At 67.3% G+C, this 17,789-nt stretch carries 17 protein-coding genes and 2 tRNA genes; 13 read left to right on the top strand and 6 right to left on the bottom strand.

Features of this window, described 5'->3' with window-relative positions; genetic code table 11:
- Positions 1–19: 19 nt before the first annotated feature.
- Complete coding sequence (gene queA, locus AC3RCC_RS16770) at positions 20–1,105, top strand: tRNA preQ1(34) S-adenosylmethionine ribosyltransferase-isomerase QueA (RefSeq protein WP_291637338.1); 1,086 nt, start codon at positions 20–22, stop codon at positions 1,103–1,105.
- Positions 1,106–1,225: 120 nt separating this feature from the next.
- On the opposite strand, the gene AC3RCC_RS16765 is transcribed toward queA, so the two are convergent.
- Together AC3RCC_RS16765 and soxC are read right to left on the bottom strand one after the other, a co-directional pair.
- Positions 1,226–1,765, bottom strand: coding sequence for a c-type cytochrome (locus AC3RCC_RS16765; RefSeq protein ID WP_492255983.1), 540 nt, complete (start codon positions 1,763–1,765; stop codon positions 1,226–1,228).
- Positions 1,752–3,023: a sulfite dehydrogenase gene (soxC, locus tag AC3RCC_RS16760; protein WP_492255982.1), complete on the bottom strand. Its 1,272-nt coding sequence runs from the start codon at positions 3,021–3,023 to the stop codon at positions 1,752–1,754. Before soxC ends, AC3RCC_RS16765 begins: the two co-directional genes overlap by 14 nt.
- 342 nt (positions 3,024–3,365) lie before the next feature.
- Between soxC and AC3RCC_RS16755 the strand changes: the two genes are divergently transcribed.
- Positions 3,366–4,403, top strand: coding sequence for an AraC family transcriptional regulator (locus AC3RCC_RS16755; RefSeq protein ID WP_492255981.1), 1,038 nt, complete (start codon positions 3,366–3,368; stop codon positions 4,401–4,403).
- Positions 4,404–4,421: 18 nt separating this feature from the next.
- On the opposite strand, the gene rnd is transcribed toward AC3RCC_RS16755, so the two are convergent.
- Positions 4,422–5,561 (bottom strand): ribonuclease D, encoded by a 1,140-nt coding sequence (gene rnd, locus AC3RCC_RS16750; RefSeq protein WP_492255980.1) that lies wholly within the window; start codon positions 5,559–5,561, stop codon positions 4,422–4,424.
- A 250-nt stretch (positions 5,562–5,811) separates the two neighbouring features.
- On the opposite strand from rnd, the gene aspS reads away from it, so the two are divergent.
- From aspS to AC3RCC_RS16725, 5 genes are read left to right on the top strand one after another with little or no spacing between them, the layout of a single operon-like run.
- Positions 5,812–7,590, top strand: a complete 1,779-nt coding sequence (gene aspS, locus AC3RCC_RS16745) for an aspartate--tRNA ligase (protein WP_291637441.1) — start codon at positions 5,812–5,814, stop codon at positions 7,588–7,590.
- A 4-nt stretch (positions 7,591–7,594) separates the two neighbouring features.
- The gene (locus AC3RCC_RS16740) at positions 7,595–7,966 is read left to right on the top strand and encodes a hypothetical protein (protein ID WP_291637348.1); all 372 of its coding nucleotides are present in this window, start codon (positions 7,595–7,597) and stop codon (positions 7,964–7,966) included.
- Positions 7,967–7,971: 5 nt separating this feature from the next.
- Positions 7,972–8,277 carry a hypothetical protein gene (locus tag AC3RCC_RS16735; RefSeq protein WP_291647165.1) on the top strand — a complete coding sequence of 102 codons (306 nt, stop codon included), beginning with the start codon at positions 7,972–7,974 and terminating at the stop codon, positions 8,275–8,277.
- A 42-nt stretch (positions 8,278–8,319) separates the two neighbouring features.
- Complete coding sequence (locus tag AC3RCC_RS16730; protein ID WP_492255979.1) at positions 8,320–9,210, top strand: glycosyltransferase family 2 protein; 891 nt, start codon at positions 8,320–8,322, stop codon at positions 9,208–9,210.
- A 2-nt stretch (positions 9,211–9,212) separates the two neighbouring features.
- Positions 9,213–10,271: an acyltransferase family protein gene (locus AC3RCC_RS16725; protein WP_492255978.1), complete on the top strand. Its 1,059-nt coding sequence runs from the start codon at positions 9,213–9,215 to the stop codon at positions 10,269–10,271.
- Here the strand turns inward: AC3RCC_RS16725 and AC3RCC_RS16720 are convergent.
- A complete protein-coding gene (locus AC3RCC_RS16720; RefSeq protein WP_492255977.1) occupies positions 10,243–10,971 on the bottom strand; it encodes a CatB-related O-acetyltransferase in 729 nt (242 codons plus the stop codon). The genes AC3RCC_RS16725 and AC3RCC_RS16720 overlap by 29 nt on opposite strands.
- Positions 10,961–12,811, bottom strand: coding sequence for an aq_1923 C-terminal domain (locus tag AC3RCC_RS16715; RefSeq protein ID WP_492255976.1), 1,851 nt, complete (start codon positions 12,809–12,811; stop codon positions 10,961–10,963). Before AC3RCC_RS16715 ends, AC3RCC_RS16720 begins: the two co-directional genes overlap by 11 nt.
- 285 nt (positions 12,812–13,096) lie before the next feature.
- Between AC3RCC_RS16715 and AC3RCC_RS16710 the strand changes: the two genes are divergently transcribed.
- Positions 13,097–13,585 (top strand): DUF192 domain-containing protein, encoded by a 489-nt coding sequence (locus tag AC3RCC_RS16710; RefSeq protein ID WP_291637443.1) that lies wholly within the window; start codon positions 13,097–13,099, stop codon positions 13,583–13,585.
- 16 nt (positions 13,586–13,601) lie between these two features.
- Here the strand turns inward: AC3RCC_RS16710 and AC3RCC_RS16705 are convergent, their stop codons facing one another.
- Positions 13,602–14,378 carry an IclR family transcriptional regulator gene (locus tag AC3RCC_RS16705; RefSeq protein ID WP_291637360.1) on the bottom strand — a complete coding sequence of 259 codons (777 nt, stop codon included), beginning with the start codon at positions 14,376–14,378 and terminating at the stop codon, positions 13,602–13,604.
- Positions 14,379–14,625: 247 nt separating this feature from the next.
- Between AC3RCC_RS16705 and AC3RCC_RS16700 the strand changes: the two genes are divergently transcribed.
- The 5 genes from AC3RCC_RS16700 to AC3RCC_RS16680 all read left to right on the top strand — a co-directional run bounded on the left by AC3RCC_RS16700 (position 14,626) and on the right by AC3RCC_RS16680 (position 17,728).
- On the top strand, positions 14,626–15,420 hold the full coding sequence (locus AC3RCC_RS16700) for a transporter substrate-binding domain-containing protein (protein ID WP_291637362.1): 795 nt from the start codon (positions 14,626–14,628) through the stop codon (positions 15,418–15,420).
- A gap of 37 nt (positions 15,421–15,457) precedes the next feature.
- Positions 15,458–16,612, top strand: a complete 1,155-nt coding sequence (locus AC3RCC_RS16695) for a M24 family metallopeptidase (RefSeq protein WP_492255975.1) — start codon at positions 15,458–15,460, stop codon at positions 16,610–16,612.
- 567 nt (positions 16,613–17,179) lie between these two features.
- Positions 17,180–17,256: transfer RNA gene (locus AC3RCC_RS16690), tRNA-Pro, on the top strand.
- Positions 17,257–17,301: 45 nt separating this feature from the next.
- Positions 17,302–17,607 carry an ETC complex I subunit gene (locus tag AC3RCC_RS16685; RefSeq protein ID WP_291637366.1) on the top strand — a complete coding sequence of 102 codons (306 nt, stop codon included), beginning with the start codon at positions 17,302–17,304 and terminating at the stop codon, positions 17,605–17,607.
- A 44-nt stretch (positions 17,608–17,651) separates the two neighbouring features.
- Positions 17,652–17,728: transfer RNA gene (locus AC3RCC_RS16680), tRNA-Arg, on the top strand.
- Positions 17,729–17,789 lie beyond the last annotated feature (61 nt).

Here is a 17,789-nt window from a genome sequence, read left to right as displayed (position 1 = left end):
GGCGCGGGCGAGCCGCATCGTGGACGTCGGTCTCTTCGACTTCGACCTGCCGGAGGAGCGGATCGCGCTGCGACCCGCCAATCCGCGCGATTCGGCCCGTCTGCTCGTCATCCGCCCCGAGGCTGGCGGCGTCTTCGAGGATCGCGGCGTGCGCGACCTCGTCGACCTGCTGCGGCCGGGCGATGCGCTCGTCCTCAACGACACGCGCGTCATCCCCTCGCGCCTCTATGGCCGCCGCTATCGCGGCGAGGTCTCGGCGCGGGTGGAAATCATGCTGCACAAGCGGGTCGACAGCGAGCGCTGGCTCGCCTTCGCTCGCCCCGCCAAGAAGATCGCGATCGGCGAAACCATCCTCTTCGGCGACGACAGCGCCAGCAATATTTGCGAGCTCGGCCGGCTCCAGGCCGAAATCACCGGCAAAGGCGAGGGCGGCGAGGTCGAGTTACGTTTCGCTTTCTCGGGAGCGGCGCTCGACGAGGCGATCGTCAGGCTCGGCGAATTGCCGCTACCGCCCTATATCGCCGGTAAGCGCCCGACCGATTTCGCCGACACCCGCGACTACCAGACGACCTATGCCCGGGAGGAAGGCGCGGTCGCAGCGCCGACGGCTGGGCTGCACTTCACCCCGGAACTGTTCGAGGCGCTGGATAAGCGCGGCGTCTCGCGCCACTTCGTCACGCTCCATGTCGGTGCCGGCACCTTCCTGCCGGTCAAGGCCGAGGATACCGACGAGCACCGCATGCATGCCGAATGGGGCACGGTCGACGCTGCGACGGCGGCGGCCCTGAATGCCACGCATGCCGCGGGCGGGCGCATCGTCGCGGTCGGCACGACCTCGTTGCGCCTGCTCGAAAGCGCGACCGGCGAGGACGGGATCATAAGGCCCTTCTCCGGCGATACCGCGATCTTCATCACGCCGGGCTACCGCTTCCGCGCCGTCGACCTGCTGGTCACCAACTTCCACCTTCCGCGCTCGACGCTGTTCATGCTCGTCTCCGCCTTCTGCGGACTCGAGGTGATGAAACGCGCCTATGCTCATGCGATCGCGGAAGAATATCGCTTCTACTCCTATGGCGATTCCTCGCTGCTGGAGCGGGCCGGCTGAGGCTTTGGCCCAGAAGCGACGCGGTCCGACCGGGCCGGATGCGCCGCGATCTTCACGCCATCGCCAAGGCTGTTGTCGGCCACCCGGAACCCGCAAGCTCGGGTCCCGGGCGGCCATCGCTTATTTCGAGTTGGTGATCGTCCGGAATTCCGGCTCGGGGATGAACCCGTCGCGGTTGGGCATCATCACCTTGGGCAGGCTGTCCTTGTCGAGCTTGCCGGTCTCCGGAAGCAGTCCGTTCAGGCTGAGGATATAGGCCGTGACGGCGTAGGTCTCGTCGACGCCGAGGGTGCCGGGGGCCTGGTAGGGCATGGCCCGGCGGACATAGTCGAACAGCGTGGTGGAGTAGGGCCAGAAGCTGCCGACGGTCTTGATCGGCCGGGCCGATGTCAGCGTGCCCTGGCCACCGACCAGACGGTCCTTGATGCCGCCCTGGCCGTTGACGCCATGGCAGGCGACGCAGTTCTCCTCGTAGATCGTCTTGCCATCGAGGACAGTGCCGCTGCCGGCCGGCAGACCCTTGCCGTCGGGCCTGACATCGATGTCCCAGAGCTTGATCTCTTCCGGAGTGGCCGGGCGCCCGAAATCATAGGCGAACGCGGTTGCCGTGACGCAGCCGGCGAGGATCGAGCCGGCGAGCAGGGCCTTAAGCGAGGACATTGCGCACCATCCCTTTCTCGTCGATGCTCCAGCTCTGCTGGGCGTTGTAGTGAAACAGCGCGTTCGTCCCCATCCGCTCGATCACCGCCTTGCGATCGGGCTGGACATTGCCTTTGTCGTCGGTCGACCGGCTGACGATCTTGGTGGGCTTGCCATCCCACACCCAATCCATTTGGAAGCGGGCCTGTGCCTTTGGCAGCGCGGGATGGTTGAGCTGCGCGGCCTTCCACGACTGGCCGCCATCCGTGCTGATCTCGACGCCGCTTATCGCGCCATAGCCGCTCCAGGCCAGGCCGGTGATGCGGTTGTAGCCCGGCTTGATCTGCATCATCCCGGAAGGCGCGGTGATGACCGAATTGACCTCCTGCACCAGTTGGAACTGGCGGGCCTTGCCATTGGCCAGAAGCTGAGTGTAGCGGGCGGTTTCCCAGCGGGTCATGAAGGGCTGGTCGCCGAATTTCAGGCGTCGCAGCCATTTGATGCTGAGATTGCCTTCCCAGCCCGGGATCAGGAGCCGCAGCGGAAAACCATGAGCCGGCCGCAGCGGTTCGCCGTTCTGGCCATAGGCGATGATCGCCTCGGCCATGACCTCGTCGGTCAGCGGAATACTGCGAGCGACGCCGGCGGCGTCACCGCCTTCGGCCAGCATCCAGGTCGAACCGCGCTCCTTGCCGATCAGGTCGATCAGGAAGGACAGCGGTACACCGGTCCATTCATGGGTGCTGATCAGGCCGTGCGTGTTCTGCACGGTCAGGTTCTGGTCCGCCGACTTCCAGTTCTCCCAGCCATTGCCGGTGCATTCGAGGAAGGCGATCCGCGACACCGACGGCATTGCCTTGATGTCGTCCATGGTCAGGACCAGCGATTTCTTCGCCATGCCGTGGATGAGCAACCGGTGCTTGGCCGGGTCGAGGCTGGGTATGCCGGCATGGCTGCGCTCATAATGCAGATCCGACGGGGTGACGGAGCCCATCAGCTTGTGCAGCGGCGTCTTAGAGTTGATCGCATCCGTCGGGTCGACGTTCCGCATTCCGGGGCCGGCCTCCGGAATGCGGCTGATCGCGACATATTGCGAGCGCGCGCTGCTGCCCGAGAGCGGCTCTCCGACCTCGCGTGCCGGAACGTCGGCAAGCGTGTCGGCATAGGCTCGTCCTGCCGCCGCAGCTCCCGCGACGCCGGCCGTGGCGGTCAGGAAGCGCCGTCGGGAAACCGGCTCCCTTTGCCGAGGCGCGCTCGAGATATCCTGTGTCACAGCCATGTCCTCCCAACCCTTTTCATTTTCTGGTTTCGCCGGCGGCGTGCCATGCGGACTGGACTGGGAGCGGCGCTTGCTCCCGCGACCCGCTTTGCGGCGGGGACCAGCCTTGCGTCCGCTGCCGCCGGAAGACCGGGCATCGGCAGGCAGGAAGATCGTGAGGGGCGTGGGTACGAAAGCACCGGCAGGCTCCTTGGTCTCCCGCGATGCGCCGTGAACGGCGAACAGGGAAGGCGACGACAACAGGAAGGCTAGGGGGAGGTCTGCCCCGCTGCTCGACCGGTTGGGTCATTCGCGTGACCGGGCGGATCAAAATCGCCGGCGCCGCGTGCTTTCCCGCGAAGCTTGCAGCAGGATCAGTTGACGGGCCGGCGCCGGCGTTGCGATCGCCGACGAGAGGCGCAGGGTCCTGTGGGAGGAGATGGCTTGCCCAACCGTGCTGCGTTCGACGAGCTCTCCGCTCTTGCGCCGCTCCTGCGCGTGCGCCCCGAGCTTGAGCGGCTATGCCAGTTCGGTGCCCAATGGGCCTCGCCGCATGATCAGTCGCCGGCCGGTTGGGTTCCGTTTCATCTCGTGGCCAGAGGAAGTTGCATCCTTGACATCGCCGGCCGGGCGCCGGTTTCGCTCCATGCCGGCGATGTCGTGCTCCTGCCGCGCGGCGATCCGCATCTGATGCGGGGAGCCACGACCCCGGCGGATGGGCGTTCGCAGCCGCCGATGGTGATCCGTCCGAACGGGGCGATCGAACTGGCTTCGAATGCGGACGCTCCCGATACCGAACTGATCTGCGGCCGGCTGTCCTTTGAACCCCGTGCGGAAAGCCTCGCGCTGGCGGTGCTGCCATCCTTCATCTTGCTGCGCGCCGATGAGGGCCCGTCGGCGCGTCGCGTTGCCGGGCTCCTGCACACGATCCGGGACGAACTCGTTCAGGCCGCGCCGGGCGCGCGCGCCATCGGTGCCGGTCTCGCCTCCGCCCTGATGATCATGGTCCTGCGCATCCACTTCGCGCGCGACGAGGCGCGAAGTGGCATTCTGGGCCTGCTCGCCCAGCGCCAAACCGCCGGTGCCGTGCTCGCCATGATCCGCGAGCCGACGCGGCCATGGAGTCTCGACGATCTCGCCCGCGCCGCCAACACCTCGCGCGCCACGCTGGTCAGGGGCTTCAGGTCGCTGGCGGGCCAGGCGCCGCTGGCCTTTCTGGCGGATCTCAGGCTCGACCTCGCCAGGCATAGGCTGGCGACTTCGGATCAGGGGCTGACCGAAATCGCCCTCGATGTGGGCTACCAGTCGCAGAGCGCGCTGACCCGCGCCTTCAGGCGGCGCTTTTCGCTGACCCCGACCGCGTTTCGCAGAGACCGGGAGGCTGCGCAGCCCGCCGGCTGACGGGAGCGTCGGCTGTTCTCAGCCGACGGTGACGCGCCCGCGCACGACCCGCAGGGCGAGCGTGCCGTTCTTCAGTGCCAGTGCCTTCTCGCCGAAGACCTCGCGGCGCCAGCCCTGCAGGGCCGGGACCGCCGCCTGGTCGTCGAAGGCGATCGCTTCGAGATCGTCGCTTGAGGCGAGGATCTTCGGTGCGACGCGCTCGGCGTCGGCCGTCGCCTTGAGCAGGACCTTGAGCAGGTCGAGCACGGCGCCGTTGCCTGACCGGCCGCGTTCGCGTTCGAGCTTCGGCAGCGTCTGCGGATCGAGGGCCTGGGCCCGTTCGATCGCGGCCAGCACCTCGCCCCCGGCGCGCGAGCGCTCGAAGCCGTTCGGTACGGAGCGGAGCTCTCCCAGCGCCTCGGCCGAGCGCGGCGAGCGCTGGACGATGTCCATCAGCGTATCGTCCTTCAATACGCGCTGACGCGGCACGTCGCGATGCTGGGCCTCGCGCTCGCGCCAGGCGGCGAGCTCGATCAGCGCGGAGAGTTCCTTCGTCTTGCGGATGCGACCCTTGAGCCGCTGCCAGGCGTTCTCCGGCTTGACCTCATAGGTGCCGGGCGAGGTCAGTACCGCCATCTCCTCGGCGACCCAGCTTTCGCGGCCGCTCTCGGCGAGATCGGCAGCGAGCGCGAGATAGATGTCGCGCAGATGGGTGACGTCCGATTCCGCATAGGCGAGCTGGGCGTCGGTGAGCGGCCGGCGCGACCAGTCGGTGAAGCGCGACGACTTGTCGATCCGCGCCTTGGCGAGGTCGTTGGCGAGCTGCTCGTAGCCGACGGAATCGCCATAGCCGCAGACCATCGCGGCGACCTGCGTGTCGAAGAGCGGCGTCGGGATCAGCTTGCCGATCATCCAGACGATTTCGAGGTCCTGCCTGGCCGCATGGAAGACCTTGACCACTTTGGGGTCGCTCATCAGCGCCAGGAAAGGCTCGAGGCTGAGATCGGGCGCCAGCGGATCGACCAGCACCGCTTCGTCCGGCGAGGCGAGCTGGATCAGGCAGAGCTTCGGATAATAGGTCGTCTCGCGCAGGAACTCGGTGTCGACCGTGACGAAAGGATGCTGCGCCAGGCGCGCGCACGCCTCGGCCAGCTCCGCGGTGGTGGTGATCAGGTTCATGGGCGGCTCTTAAGGCATGTTCCCCGAAAGTGGAAACGACTTTCACGCCTCGGGGGCCTGCGCGACGCCGCTTTTTGCCGCGGTTGATCCCGGTTTGGGCGGCCGTTTCAACGACAGGCCGGGGCCGTCCGGGCCAGGCTCCGCATGCGCGCTTCTTGACAAGGCCGCCGGCTGCGTGTGGTTACGGGCCAGACCGTCGCGCGGCCCCGTCGGGCCCGCCCGCATGCCCGGAAAGCCTGATCCCGTGACCCTGCACCGCTATCGTTCCCATACCTGTGGCGCGCTCCGCGAGAGCGACATCGGCTCGACCGTGCGCCTCTCCGGCTGGTGCCACCGCATCCGCGACCATGGTGGCGTGCTCTTCATCGACCTGCGTGACCATTATGGCATGACCCAGGTCGTGATCGATCCGGATTCGCCCGCCTTCCGCGAGGCCGAGGATCTGCGCGCCGAATGGGTCGTGCGCTTCGACGGCAAGGTCAAGGCGCGCCTCGCCGGCACTGAGAACCCGAATCTGGCGACCGGCTCGGTCGAGGTCTTCGCGACCGGCATTGAGGTGCTCGGCCCCTCCGCCGAGCTGCCGCTGCCGGTCTTCGGCGACCTCGAATATCCCGAGGATACCCGGCTCAAATACCGCTTCCTCGATCTGCGCCGCGAGAAGCTGCACAACAACATCATCCTGCGCGGCAAGGTGATCGACTATCTGCGCACGCAGATGAAGCACTCCGGCTTCTCCGAGTTCCAGACGCCGATCCTGACGGCGTCCTCGCCGGAGGGCGCGCGCGACTTCCTGGTACCGAGCCGGCTGCATCCCGGCCATTTCTACGCGCTGCCGCAGGCGCCGCAGCAGTACAAGCAGCTCCTGATGATGGCGGGCTTCGATCGCTACTTCCAGATCGCGCCCTGCTTCCGTGACGAGGACCCGCGCGCCGACCGCCTGCCGGGCGAGTTCTACCAGCTCGACGTCGAGATGAGCTTCGTCGAGCAGGAGGATGTGTTCCGCACCATGGAGCCGGTGATCGCCGGCGTCTTCGAGGAGTTCGGCGGCGGCAAGACGGTCACCAAGAACTGGCCGCGCATCCCCTATGCCGAGGCGATCGCCAAATACGGCTCCGACAAGCCCGATCTGCGCAACCCGCTGGTCATGCAGGACGTCTCCGAGCATTTCCGTGGCTCGGGCTTCAAGGTCTTCGCGCGCATCCTCGAGGATGAGAAGAACCGCGTCTGGGCGATTCCCGCCCCGGGCGGTGGCTCGCGCGCCTTCTGCGACCGGATGAACTCCTGGGCGCAGGGCGAGGGCCAGCCCGGCCTCGGCTATCTGATGATCAAGGAGGATGGCGAAGGGCAGGGCCCGATCGCCAACAATATCGGCCCCGAGCGCGTCGCGGCGATCATCGCCCAGATGGGGCTGAAGGGCGGCGATGCCTGCTTCTTCACCGCCGGCAACCCCGACAAGTTCTACAAGTTCGCCGGCTCGGCCCGCAACAAGGTCGGCTCCGAGCTCGGGCTGATCGACGAGAACGCCTTCGCTTTCGCTTGGATCGTCGACTTCCCGATGTACGAGTACAACGAGGACGAGAAGAAGGTCGATTTCTCGCACAACCCCTTCTCGATGCCGCAAGGCGGGCTGAAGGCGCTGAGCGAGGAGGATCCGCTTTCGATCAAGGCCTTCCAGTACGACATCGCCTGCAACGGGTTCGAGCTCGCCTCCGGCGGCATCCGCAACCACAGGCCGGAAGCGATGGTGAAGGCCTTCGAGATCGCCGGTTATGGCGAGGAGACGGTGATCGAGCGCTTCGGCGGCATGTACCGCGCCTTCCAGTACGGCGCGCCGCCGCATGGCGGCATGGCGGCCGGTGTCGACCGGATCATCATGCTGCTCGCCGGCGCGACCAATCTGCGCGAGGTCGCCCTGTTCCCGATGAACCAGCAGGCCGTCGACCTCTTGATGGGCGCGCCCTCCAACGTGACGCCGAAGCAGCTCCGCGAGCTGCATCTGCGCCTCAACCTGCCCGAGAAGAACGGCTGACCCGATGACTCCGCTGGCTGCCCGGCGCCTCCTGGCGCCGGCTCTTCTGCTGCTGCCCGTTCTCTCGGCCTGCGTCTCGACGCCGTCCAATCCGAGCGCTGCGCGCGCCAGCGTGCTCGCCGGGATCGTCTCGCGCGCCAGCGCCTGCAATGCCGGCTATGCGCGCCGCGACACGCTCGACCGCTTCCTGCAGGCGGAGCGGGCCCGCGGAGCGACGCCGGAGCAGATCGCCGGTGCCCGCTCGACCTATGTCACCATCTCCGAGGCGCAGACGATCAACCAGGGCATCCGGCCTGAGCCCTGCACGGCCGAGGAGCGCGCGACGCTGCGCGGCCAGATGAACACGGTCCGCGCCAACCGCTTCGAGACGCTCTGACCACGATGCCCGCGCTCAAGCCGAGCCTCGCGGCGCTCGCCGCCTGCGGCCTCGCCGGCTGTGTCGGCGCCGGTGCCGGCCCGGTTCCGGGGACGCCGGAATTCACCGCCTCGCGGGTCTCGCGCGCCTATGATTGCGGCGTCGGGGTCGATCGTGGCCGGATCATCGCGGGTTTCCGACAGGAGGATCGTGCGCGCTTTATCGCGGCCAATGCGAGCTATGCGGTGAAATCCTACAACGCCCCGCGCCGCTGCGAAGCCGAGGAGCGCGCGCAACTGCAGCGCGAGCTGCGTTCCGGGGCGCGCCGCTGATTTCCGCTTGCCCGCGCGTCGCTTACCGCGCACATGCGCTGCATGAGTTTCTCGCCGGCCGATATCACCGCCATCGTCGTTTCCTTCGACAGCGCCGAGGTGTTGCCTGCCTGCCTCGCGGCGCTGGCCGGGGAGGGCGTGCGGGCGCTGGTCGTCGACAATGCCAGCGGTGACGATTCCGCAGCGGTGGCCGAGCGCTCGGGCGCGACGGTCCTGCGCAATGCGCGCAATGAGGGCTATGGCCGCGCCAATAATCGCGGGGCCAGGGCGGCCGATACGCCGTTCATCCTGATCGTCAATCCGGACCTCGAAATCGGCGCGGGGGCGATCGCCGCCCTGCTCGCCGCTGCCGAGGCCTATCCGGATGCCGTCGCTTTCGCCCCGCGCCTGATCGAGCCCTCCGGCCGGGTCTTCCTGCAGCCGCGCTCGCTGCTGTCGCCCGACCATCTCAACCGCGCTCGCGACATCGTCCTGCCTCAGGGCGATGCCTGTCTGCCTTTCCTCTCCGGTGCCTGCCTCTTGCTGCGCCGCGAGGCCTTCCTGGCGCTCGGCGGCTTCGATCCCGAAATCTTCCTGTTCTACGAGGACGACGATCTCTGCCGGCGGCTGCGCGAGGCCGGCCATGCCCTGGTCCATGTCGACGGCGCCGAGGCCAGGCATGGCCGCGGTCGCTCGAGCGCTCCCTCGGCGGCGCGGCGCTTCACCGCGCGCTGGCATCTCGCCTGGTCCGAATATCACGTCGCCCGCAAATATGACCTGCCCCGGCCCGGGCTGGCGCGGATTCTGGAAAACGCTGCCAAGACAGCAGGTTACGGTCTTATTCTGAATCGACACAAGATGATGGCTCATGCCGGTTCGGTGGCGGGAGCGCTGGCAGCCCGCGCCGGTCGCAGCGCTCTGGCGCGTCAGGGTCTGGAGCGAGCGGAGCCTTGATCGTGAGTTCGCCCCTGCGCTTTGTCCCGGTGGCCGACGGTCTCGCGGCCCGTCACAATCATTTCGGCCTGCTGCGGCTGCTATTGGCGCTGTCGGTCGTGGTCTCGCATGCGCTGAGCGTCACGACCGGCCGGGTCGAGGACGAGCCGCTGGCGGCCTCGACCGGGTTCACGCTCGGCGAACATGCCGTCAACGGCTTCTTCGCGATCTCCGGCTTCCTGGTGACGATGAGCTATGAGCAGCGTGGCTGGCGCGACTATGTCGTCGCCCGCACCTTGCGTATCGCGCCCGGCCTGATCGCCGCGACCCTGGTCGTCTCGCTCCTGCTCGGCTCGGCGCTGACGACGCTCGATCTTCGCGCCTATCTCGCCGATCCCCGGCTGTGGCGCTTCATCACGGCGACGCTGACCACCTTCAAGAGTGCTGCGCCCTTGCCCGGCGTGTTCGAGGGCAATCCGCTGCCCTTTCCGATGGGGACGGTCTGGACGCTGAAATACGAGACGCTGTGCTATCTCGGCGTGCTGGTCGCCGGCCTCGCCGGATTGCTGCTGCAGCGCCGGCTGGCGCTGGCGATCTGGTGCGTCCTGGTCGTGGCCACGATCGCGCGCGAGATCGTCGCGCCCGATGGCGCGAAGGGGGTGGAGACGGCGCTGCGCCTGCCGCTGATCTTCATGACCGGCGGCCTGATCTATCTCTGGCGCGAGCGGATTCCGCTTTCGCTCGCCGGGCTCGCCATCGCGCTGGTGCTCACCGGCCTGCTGGCCTGGACGCCGCTCTACAAGGCCGCGCTCTATCTCGTCACCGCCTGGGGCGTGCTGGTGCTGGCGCTGGCGCCGGCCTTGACCGGCTGGCGCAGTGAGCCGCCGGCCGATCTGTCCTATGGCGTCTATCTCTATGGCTGGCCGGTGCAGCAGGGCTTCGTCGCCCTGTTTCCGAGCGCCGGCGCCTTCCTACTGTTCTGGCCTGGGCTGGCGGTGACGATCGCTGTCGCCGCCGCCTCCTGGTACCTGGTCGAGAAGCCGGCGCTCGACCTCAAGCGCCGGCTGATCGCGCGCTCCTGACGGCGCTGGCCAGCGCCTCGATCCGGTCGGACATCAGCAGCGGCAGCAGCGGCGTCAGCTCAGCGGCCGGAAGCTCCCACCAGCGCGTCGCCAGTAATTGCTCGACCTGCACCTCCGGCAGGCGCAGGCGCACGATCCGCGCCGGATTCCCGGCGACGATCGCATAGGGCGGCACGTCGCGCGTCACCACCGCGCGGGCAGCGATGACGGCGCCATGGCCGATCGTCACCCCCGACAGGATCATCGCCTGCGAGCCGAGCCAGACATCATGGCCGATCGCGACATCGCCGCGGGTCGCGTCATGCCCGGTGAAGGCGGACGCGGCTGGCCACAGGCCCGGTAGGGCCGGGAAGGGGTAGGTCGTGGCCCAGTCGGTGCGGTGATTGCCGCCGAGCAGGATCTCGACCCCGTCGGCGATCGAGCCATAGCGCCCGATGGTCAGCTTTGCGCCGCTCTCCGGAAAGCGCACCTTCGGGCGGCCATAGGTGAAGGCGCCCACCGCGATCTGGCCGGGGCGGCGCGCGATCAGCCTGGCGAGATGCAGCCTTGTCTGATTGTCCGGGTTGATCCGCCGGCGCAGCCAGCCGCGCGGCCCGGCCGGCAGGCCGGACCACCAGGTTGCGAGCCGGCCTGGCCGCCAGCTCGCATCTTCGGCCGAGAGAGAGAGCGGCGGCACATGGCCGCCAGCTTCATTCGGCATTGGCCTTCACGTCGATCTTGTCGAAGATCTCGGTCGGATCAGCGAGCGTGATCACGTCGGCGAGGCCGAGGCCGGTCGGCGCCTTGGACGAAGCCGAGACGCTCAGCTTGCCGGGCTTGGCGACGAAGCGGGCGATGGCGCTGGCCAGCGACTTCGCTCCATCCGACGGCCCCAGTATGGCGGCGAGGCCGAGGCTGGCGATGGTGCCGTATTCGCGCCGGACGTCCTCGACCTTGCGCTTCGACTTGCGGGCCTCGTTCTCGAGCAGTTTCTCGGCCAGCCCGAGATTTTCCAGCTTGATGTCGAGATTTTTCGCCGTTGCGCCGAGCAGTGCCACCTGCGCCAGGGCAAGATCGGCGGAGAAGATTTCCTTGCCGACATTGCCGAGCGTGCCTGTCGCGTCGAGCTTCGCCATGCCGGCGCCGCCGAGCGAGAGCGCGCGGATCGCAAATTCCTTGCTGGCTTCCTGCCAGGCGAGATCGAGCTTTGCCGACAGGTCGAGATTGCGATAGCCCATCGCCAGGAGATCCTTGGCCGACGGATTCGAGGCGCTTTCGACGACCGGGATCGTCAGTTTGTCGAGCGTCAGCGCCATATTGGTGGGAATGCCGTTGACCTGCTCGCCATGCCTGAGCTCGAAGGTGCCGAGGCCGACCTCGATCGGCGGCAGCGGCGCCGCTCCACGCTTGCCCTGCTGGGGCGCGGTGATCTGGATGCCGCTCAGCCGGATCGTGCCGAGCTTGGGGATGAAGCGGCGCAGATCGTCGACGCTCGGGTCGAAATCCGGCTCGGCCAGGGCCTTGCGCAACTCCTTGATCGTGTTCTCCAGCGAGAAACCGAAATAGCCCGCGGAGGCGATCGTGCCCTTGCCGCCGCCGCCTTCGAATTTCAGGCCTTCCATCACGAAGCCGGACTTCTCCGGCGTGTCCTCGCCGAAGGCGATGCGCGCGAGGCGCATCTCGACAGGCTCCGGCTTGGCGCCCGGCTTCGGCGGCGTCTTGACCGCCAGCACGAGGTCTCGGATCTCGCCGCTGCCATAGTCGATGGAGTCGAACAGGGCGAGCATGGCCAGCAGCAGCTTCCGGTCGCGCGCTTCGGTGACCGCAGGATCTTCCTTGCTGTTCGGGTCCTTCGCCGCCTTTTCCGATTCCTCCCCGAGCGTGACGATGCGCGTCATCAACTCGCTCATCGGCTCGGCGCCGACGCGGCCCTTGAAGTTGCGCATCGCGGCCTTGCCGCCCGAGACCTTGCCGAGCTCGCCGAGATCGAGCGTGTAACCCTCCTGCTCGAGCCGGCCGATGAGGGTTTGCATCGCAGGCTCGGTGCCTGGGGCCGCCTTTTCGGCGAAGACACGGGCGATCTGGGCGAGGTCGAGCCCCTCGAAGCTCGTGCGCAGGATCTCGCCGTTCATCTGGCCGGAGGTCGAGCCCTCGACCTTGATCGTTCCGGTCTTGGCCTCGCCGCGCGCGATCCTGCCTTCGCGAATCTCGGAGAAGCGGACGTCGCGATAGGTCGTGATCTGCTTCTGCGGGCCGAAACTCTGCTCCATCACCAGGCTCGGCGCGCTGATCTCGGCTGCCGTCAGGCGGCTCATCCGGGCGACGGGGCTCTCATTGCTGCCGGGGGCCGCCTGGAAGATGGCCTGGAAGGCCGCGCGGTCGAGCGACGTCCCCTTCACGTCGAGCTTCGGGATCGTCAGCACGAACTTGCCGAGATCGAGCCGAAGATTGTCCAGCTGGAAATCCTCGGCCGAGGCCGGACCGGCCAGCAGCAGGAGCAGCAACCCCGCCGCCGGGAGCGGGCGCGCGCGCCCGAGGCGCTGGCTGGGCAGAATGGTCATCGATATCTCCTGGAGCGTGATGTCGGAGCCTCGCGCGGCAAAGGCGAGCCCAAGCCGCTCTTGTCGGGCCGAGAGGCAAAATCGCTTCGGGCCGGAACCAATGTTTCGTTCGGCTTCGAATTGGCGCTGAAACTGCCGCAAGGCGAAGACGAAGGAAAGACACAAGAGGGGCTGCCCGGCGAAAAGCTTGACGGCGCGCCGGCCTTGCGTGCCATTGGCCGCAGATTCGCCATCGCGTCCCGGCAACGCTCTGCGGCATTGGTGGCCTTTTTGGGGAAACGGATCATGCAGGCTTCGGGACGCTGGGTGCGATTGGCCATTTGCGGGGCGCTGGCGCTCTGCTTCGCTGCTCTGCTGCCGGAGCGCTCTCAGGCGCAGCAGGCTGCCCCGGCCGCCGGGCTCGAGCCGCTGACGATCGTCAGCGCCAGCGGGCGCCATGAGTTTCAGGTCGAGGTGATGCGCACGCCCGAGCAGCGGGCCCGTGGCCTGATGCACCGCCAGTTCATGCCTGCCGATCGCGGCATGCTCTTCGATTTCAAGCGTACCGAGCCGGTCGCGATGTGGATGCAGAACACCTACATCTCGCTCGACATGCTCTTTATCCGTGCCGACGGCACGGTGGCGCGGATCGCCGAGCGTACCGAGCCGCTCTCGACCCGCACGATCCCCTCCGGCGAGCCGGTGCTGTCGGTGCTGGAGATCAATGGCGGCGTTGCCGAGAAGCTCGGCATCAAGGCCGGGGACAAGGTCGAGCACGCGCTGTTCCGTCCCTGAGCCGGTCGGCCCCGCCTCAGCCCAGCTCGGACGAGATCATGCGGCAGGTGGCCAGCAGCTCGGCGAGCACCTCCTCATGCCGAGTGCGGGCGCCTCGTCGGTTGAGATAGGGAATGACGATGCTGGCGACGGCGCGGCCCTGCCGGTCGAGGATCGGTGCGCTGATGTCGGTGACGCCTGGCATGTCGTGGCTTTCGGCGAGCAGGAAACCGCGGGTCGCGATCTCGTCGAGCATCGCCCTAAGGAGGCCCGCATCCTCCTCGCGACCGTGCGACGGGCCGGCGTTCAGACTGCGCTGGCGCAGGTCATCGTCCTGGAAGGCCAGGATCACCCGGCCCGATGTCGCCTCCACCGCCGGCCGCCGATAGCCGAGCCGCAGGGTGAAGCTGATGTCGCCCGTCCCGGCGGCATTGGCGATCACAACCGTCTCGCCCTCGTTGAGTACGACGAGATGGGCCGATTGCGCGGTTTTCGCGCTCAGCCTTTCCATGGCCGGCGCTGCGACCTCGACGAGCTGTCGCGCCCGCGGCGTACGCATGCCGAGCTCGAACAGCCGGTTGCTGAGCGTCAGCTCCTCAGTCGCCGGGTCGCGGTTGAGATAACCGCGCTCGACCAGCACGAACAGCATGCGGAAGATCTCACCCTTGGAGCGGCCGAGGCTCTCGGCGATGGCGCGGGTCGAAAGCGGCTTCTGGGCGGCCGCCAGCAGCTCGATGATCTCGAGTCCCTTCTCCAAAGCGGGGGCGGGATAAGGCCCCGGCCGGCTGCTTGGCTCGACGTGAAGCTGCTCCATGCACGGCTCCCACTCAGTTCATTAGCGAAGCTTGACTGCATATATGCAGCTGTTACCTTTGCCTTACGTCACTAGCAAGCTGCGCGGCGTATTTGCACCCCGGAGACCGTTGAGGGCTAGTATTTATTCGCCCGAAGAGGCGGGTGTCGGTCGAATTCGCGCGAAGACCGGAGAGTGACGCAGGAGAGGCCTTCAAGACGAAAGCAAAGCTGCATCGCAAGAAATGATCGGAAGAGGGAGAGCGATCATGAAGGCAGGGTTCAAGGCGGCCGTGGCGATGTTGGGTTTTCTTGCGGCAGGCTTGCTGTCGAGCGTCGAGGCACGTGCCGACAAGCTGGCCGATATTCTGTCCAAGGGCGTGGTGCGCATCACCGTCTTCGCCGATGTTCCGCCCTTCGGCATGATGAACGCCAATCGCGAGCTCGAGGGCTTCGACATCGACATGGCCAGGCTGGTCGCCAAGGCGCTCGGCGTTAAGCTCGAACTGCTGCCGGTGCCGGCCGCCAGCCGCATTCCCTTCCTACTCACCGACAAATCCGACATGAACATCGCGGCGATGTCGATCACCGCCGAGCGGGCTCGCCAGGTCATGTACAGCGCCCCCTATGCCGACACCTCGCTGGCGGTCTATGGCGCCAAGGGGCTCGCCCTGAAATCGGCGGCGGATATCGGGCGCAACCGCGTCGCCGTCGCCAAGGGCACGACCGAGGATCTCGTCCTGACCGCGCTCGCGCCCGGCGCCGACATCATGCGTACCGAGGATAATGCGACGGCTGTCCAGGCCTATCTCTCCGGCCACGCCCAATTGCTGGCAGCCAACAGCGTCGTGGTCGTCGAGCTGGCGAAGAAGAATCCGGCGAAGGAGTTCGACTTCAAGTTCGCGCTGCGCCGCGCGCCGGCCCATGTCACAGTTCGGTTGGGCGAGCACACTTTGCTGCGCTGGCTCGACACGCTGATCTTCCAGAGCACGCTGAACGGCGATCTCGACGCGTTGCACCGGAAGTGGCTCGGCGGCCCGATGCAGCCCTTGCCGGCACTCTGAGCCGGGCGGGCAGGGCGGCGCGGCGGGAAGGAAGCGCATGTCGAAGCATGATTTCTCGCGCGAGGAGTTCGCGGCGCGCCGGGCGGCTGTCGGCCGGGCGATGGCGGAGCGGGGGCTGGACTGGCTGATCCTGTTCCACCCGGTCTCGATCCGCTGGCTGACTGGCTCGGACGCCAAGAGCTACCAGGAATTCCAGTGCCTGCTGGTGCCGGGCTCAGGCCCTCTGACGATCATGGCGCGGGAGGGCGAGCGCAACGAATTGCAGGACGAGGCGCTGGTCGACCGGATCGAGAGCTTCGGCGGCGGCGAGAACGAGGATGCGATTCCGCGCTTCGAGCGGCTTGCCGACGAGCTTGGCCTGCTGCGTGCGCGCTGCGGCATGGAAGTGCCGGCCTATTATCTGCACCCGCATCACTATGTCCGCCTGCGCGAACTGCTCGGCTCCAGCCTGGCGGCCGAGACGACTGATCTCGTCCATGATCTCAGTCTGGTGAAGTCGCCGGCCGAGATCGCCTATATCCGCCGGGCGAGCGCGATCGCCGATGAGGCGATGGCGGTGTTCGCGGCCGGGCTGCGGCCGGGGCGCAGTGAGCTGGCTGTGGCCGGCGACGTCTACGGCGCGTTGCTGGCCCGCGGCAGCGGCCTTTCGGCCAGCCCGATCAATCTCGTCTCGGGCGCGCGCTCGGCTTATAGCCACGGTGCCCCGACCGAGCGGGTGCTGCAGTCCGGTGATTTCGGCAGCGTGGAATATGGCGCGACATGGCGCCGCTATACCGCGACCATCGGCCGCCAGTTCTGCCTCGGCCAGCCGACGGCGCGCATGCGTGAGCTCTACGAGATCGTGCGGCGGGCCTGCGACGCCTGTATCGCCGAGATCCGGGACGGTGCGCCGGCTACGGCGCCCCATGAAGCGGCAAAACAGCTGATCGCCGCCGCCGGGCTCGAACATGGCCGCGTGCACACCTCCGGATACGGGCTGGCGCCGGGCTTCCCGCCGAGCTGGGGCGAGCCGGTCCACATGATCGGTGGCGCCCGCCATGTCTTGCGCGCCGGCATGGTGCTCAGCGTCGAGCCACCGGTCTTCCTCGGCGATGAAGGATTGGGAGCCCGCATCATCGACAATGTTCTGGTGACGTCGCAGGGCTGCGAGCTGTTGTCGCGCCGCTCGCGTGACCTCGTCACCGTCGCATGAGCCCATTCGGATCGTCAGGAAGGCGCGTAAGCTGCTGAGGGGGCGGTCTGGCCGCAGGCGAGCGGCCGTCCTCGGGAGGTCGCGACCTCAGCCGCGGGGCGACAGTAAAGGCCCGCCGCGTGCATTGTCGACGACCAGTATGAGCCTGGCACGGGCATCTGCCTTCCGGGTCTTGCGTTGCGCCAGGAGGCGCTTGGTCCTCAGCATCTGCTGAATCCGCGATAGAGATTTCCTGTTTTGCTTCATCTGGGTCCCCTCGACTGCCGGTGCCGATGATGGCTGATCGCAGCCGGGCGTTCAGCCCCCAAATGGGGGATCGATGAACTCGCCATGTCTGGTCAGGGGGATGAGGCTTCCGGCCTTCCGTGCGCAGGAGAAGGTGCCGCCGGCGAGCTCCAACAAGGGTGGGGGACCGCGGTGGAGCGGCAGCGGAGCCGCTGCGGGAGCCCGGCGGGAAGTTTCGGTTCCCATCTGTCTCCCTTGGTGCTATCTCGTTCCGCGTCGCGCCGGTTCTGGGAATGGCTGGCGCGCCCGATTTGTGAGTGATAAGATGCACTTACGAGACGGCGGGGTATAGCGCAGCCCGGTAGCGCATCTGCTTTGGGAGCAGAGGGTCCCAGGTTCGAATCCTGGTGCCCCGACCATTCTCGAAAAGGCTCGGCCGGCAGGCGGCGAAGACGAGGAAGAGCATGACGGCGCGCATCTATTGCCCCGCTCGGACGGCGATGCAATCGGGCACGGCCAAGACTGGCCGTTGGCTCCTCGAATACGAGCCGGAGCGCCCGCGTGAGATCGAGCCGCTGATGGGCTGGACCTCGTCGAGCGACATGAAGAGCCAGCTGAAGCTCTGGTTCGACAGCGCCGATGAGGCGGTCGCCTATGCGCAGCGCAACGGCATCCCCTACCGGCTCGAGCAGCCGCATCAGCCGAAGCGGCGGCCGATGGCCTATTCGGACAATTTCAAGTTCAACCGCGTCGGGCAGTGGACGCACTGACGCCGCGCGCTTCCGGCGGGGCTGCCAGCCCGTCGCATCGCTACGGGCCCGTAGCTCAGCTGGATAGAGCAGCAGCCTTCTAAGCTGCTGGTCGCAGGTTCGAATCCTGCCGGGCTCGCCATATTTTACTGGGGTTTTCGCCACTTCAGTCTCCTCGGAAAGTTGGAAGCGGGGTGCTGCTT

The organism is Allobosea sp. GW823-FHT01F03 (assembly GCF_058798075.1).
This window is presented reverse-complemented; position numbering and strand designations above follow the sequence as displayed.

What these genes read in the sequence shown, in the direction of transcription:
- AC3RCC_RS16695 (WP_492255975.1), top strand. Translation starts at nt 15,458, where the DNA reads ATGTCGAAGCATGATTTCTCGCGCGAGGAGTTCGCGGCGCGCCGGGCG.
- AC3RCC_RS16705 (WP_291637360.1), bottom strand. Translation starts at nt 14,378, where the DNA reads ATGGAGCAGCTTCACGTCGAGCCAAGCAGCCGGCCGGGGCCTTATCCC.
- AC3RCC_RS16715 (WP_492255976.1), bottom strand. Translation starts at nt 12,811, where the DNA reads ATGACCATTCTGCCCAGCCAGCGCCTCGGGCGCGCGCGCCCGCTCCCG.
- AC3RCC_RS16735 (WP_291647165.1), top strand. Translation starts at nt 7,972, where the DNA reads ATGCCCGCGCTCAAGCCGAGCCTCGCGGCGCTCGCCGCCTGCGGCCTC.
- AC3RCC_RS16710 (WP_291637443.1), top strand. Translation starts at nt 13,097, where the DNA reads ATGCAGGCTTCGGGACGCTGGGTGCGATTGGCCATTTGCGGGGCGCTG.
- AC3RCC_RS16740 (WP_291637348.1), top strand. Translation starts at nt 7,595, where the DNA reads ATGACTCCGCTGGCTGCCCGGCGCCTCCTGGCGCCGGCTCTTCTGCTG.
- AC3RCC_RS16720 (WP_492255977.1), bottom strand. Translation starts at nt 10,971, where the DNA reads ATGCCGAATGAAGCTGGCGGCCATGTGCCGCCGCTCTCTCTCTCGGCC.
- AC3RCC_RS16730 (WP_492255979.1), top strand. Translation starts at nt 8,320, where the DNA reads ATGAGTTTCTCGCCGGCCGATATCACCGCCATCGTCGTTTCCTTCGAC.
- AC3RCC_RS16765 (WP_492255983.1), bottom strand. Translation starts at nt 1,765, where the DNA reads ATGTCCTCGCTTAAGGCCCTGCTCGCCGGCTCGATCCTCGCCGGCTGC.
- rnd (WP_492255980.1), bottom strand. Translation starts at nt 5,561, where the DNA reads ATGAACCTGATCACCACCACCGCGGAGCTGGCCGAGGCGTGCGCGCGC.
- AC3RCC_RS16685 (WP_291637366.1), top strand. Translation starts at nt 17,302, where the DNA reads ATGACGGCGCGCATCTATTGCCCCGCTCGGACGGCGATGCAATCGGGC.
- soxC (WP_492255982.1), bottom strand. Translation starts at nt 3,023, where the DNA reads ATGGCTGTGACACAGGATATCTCGAGCGCGCCTCGGCAAAGGGAGCCG.
- AC3RCC_RS16700 (WP_291637362.1), top strand. Translation starts at nt 14,626, where the DNA reads ATGAAGGCAGGGTTCAAGGCGGCCGTGGCGATGTTGGGTTTTCTTGCG.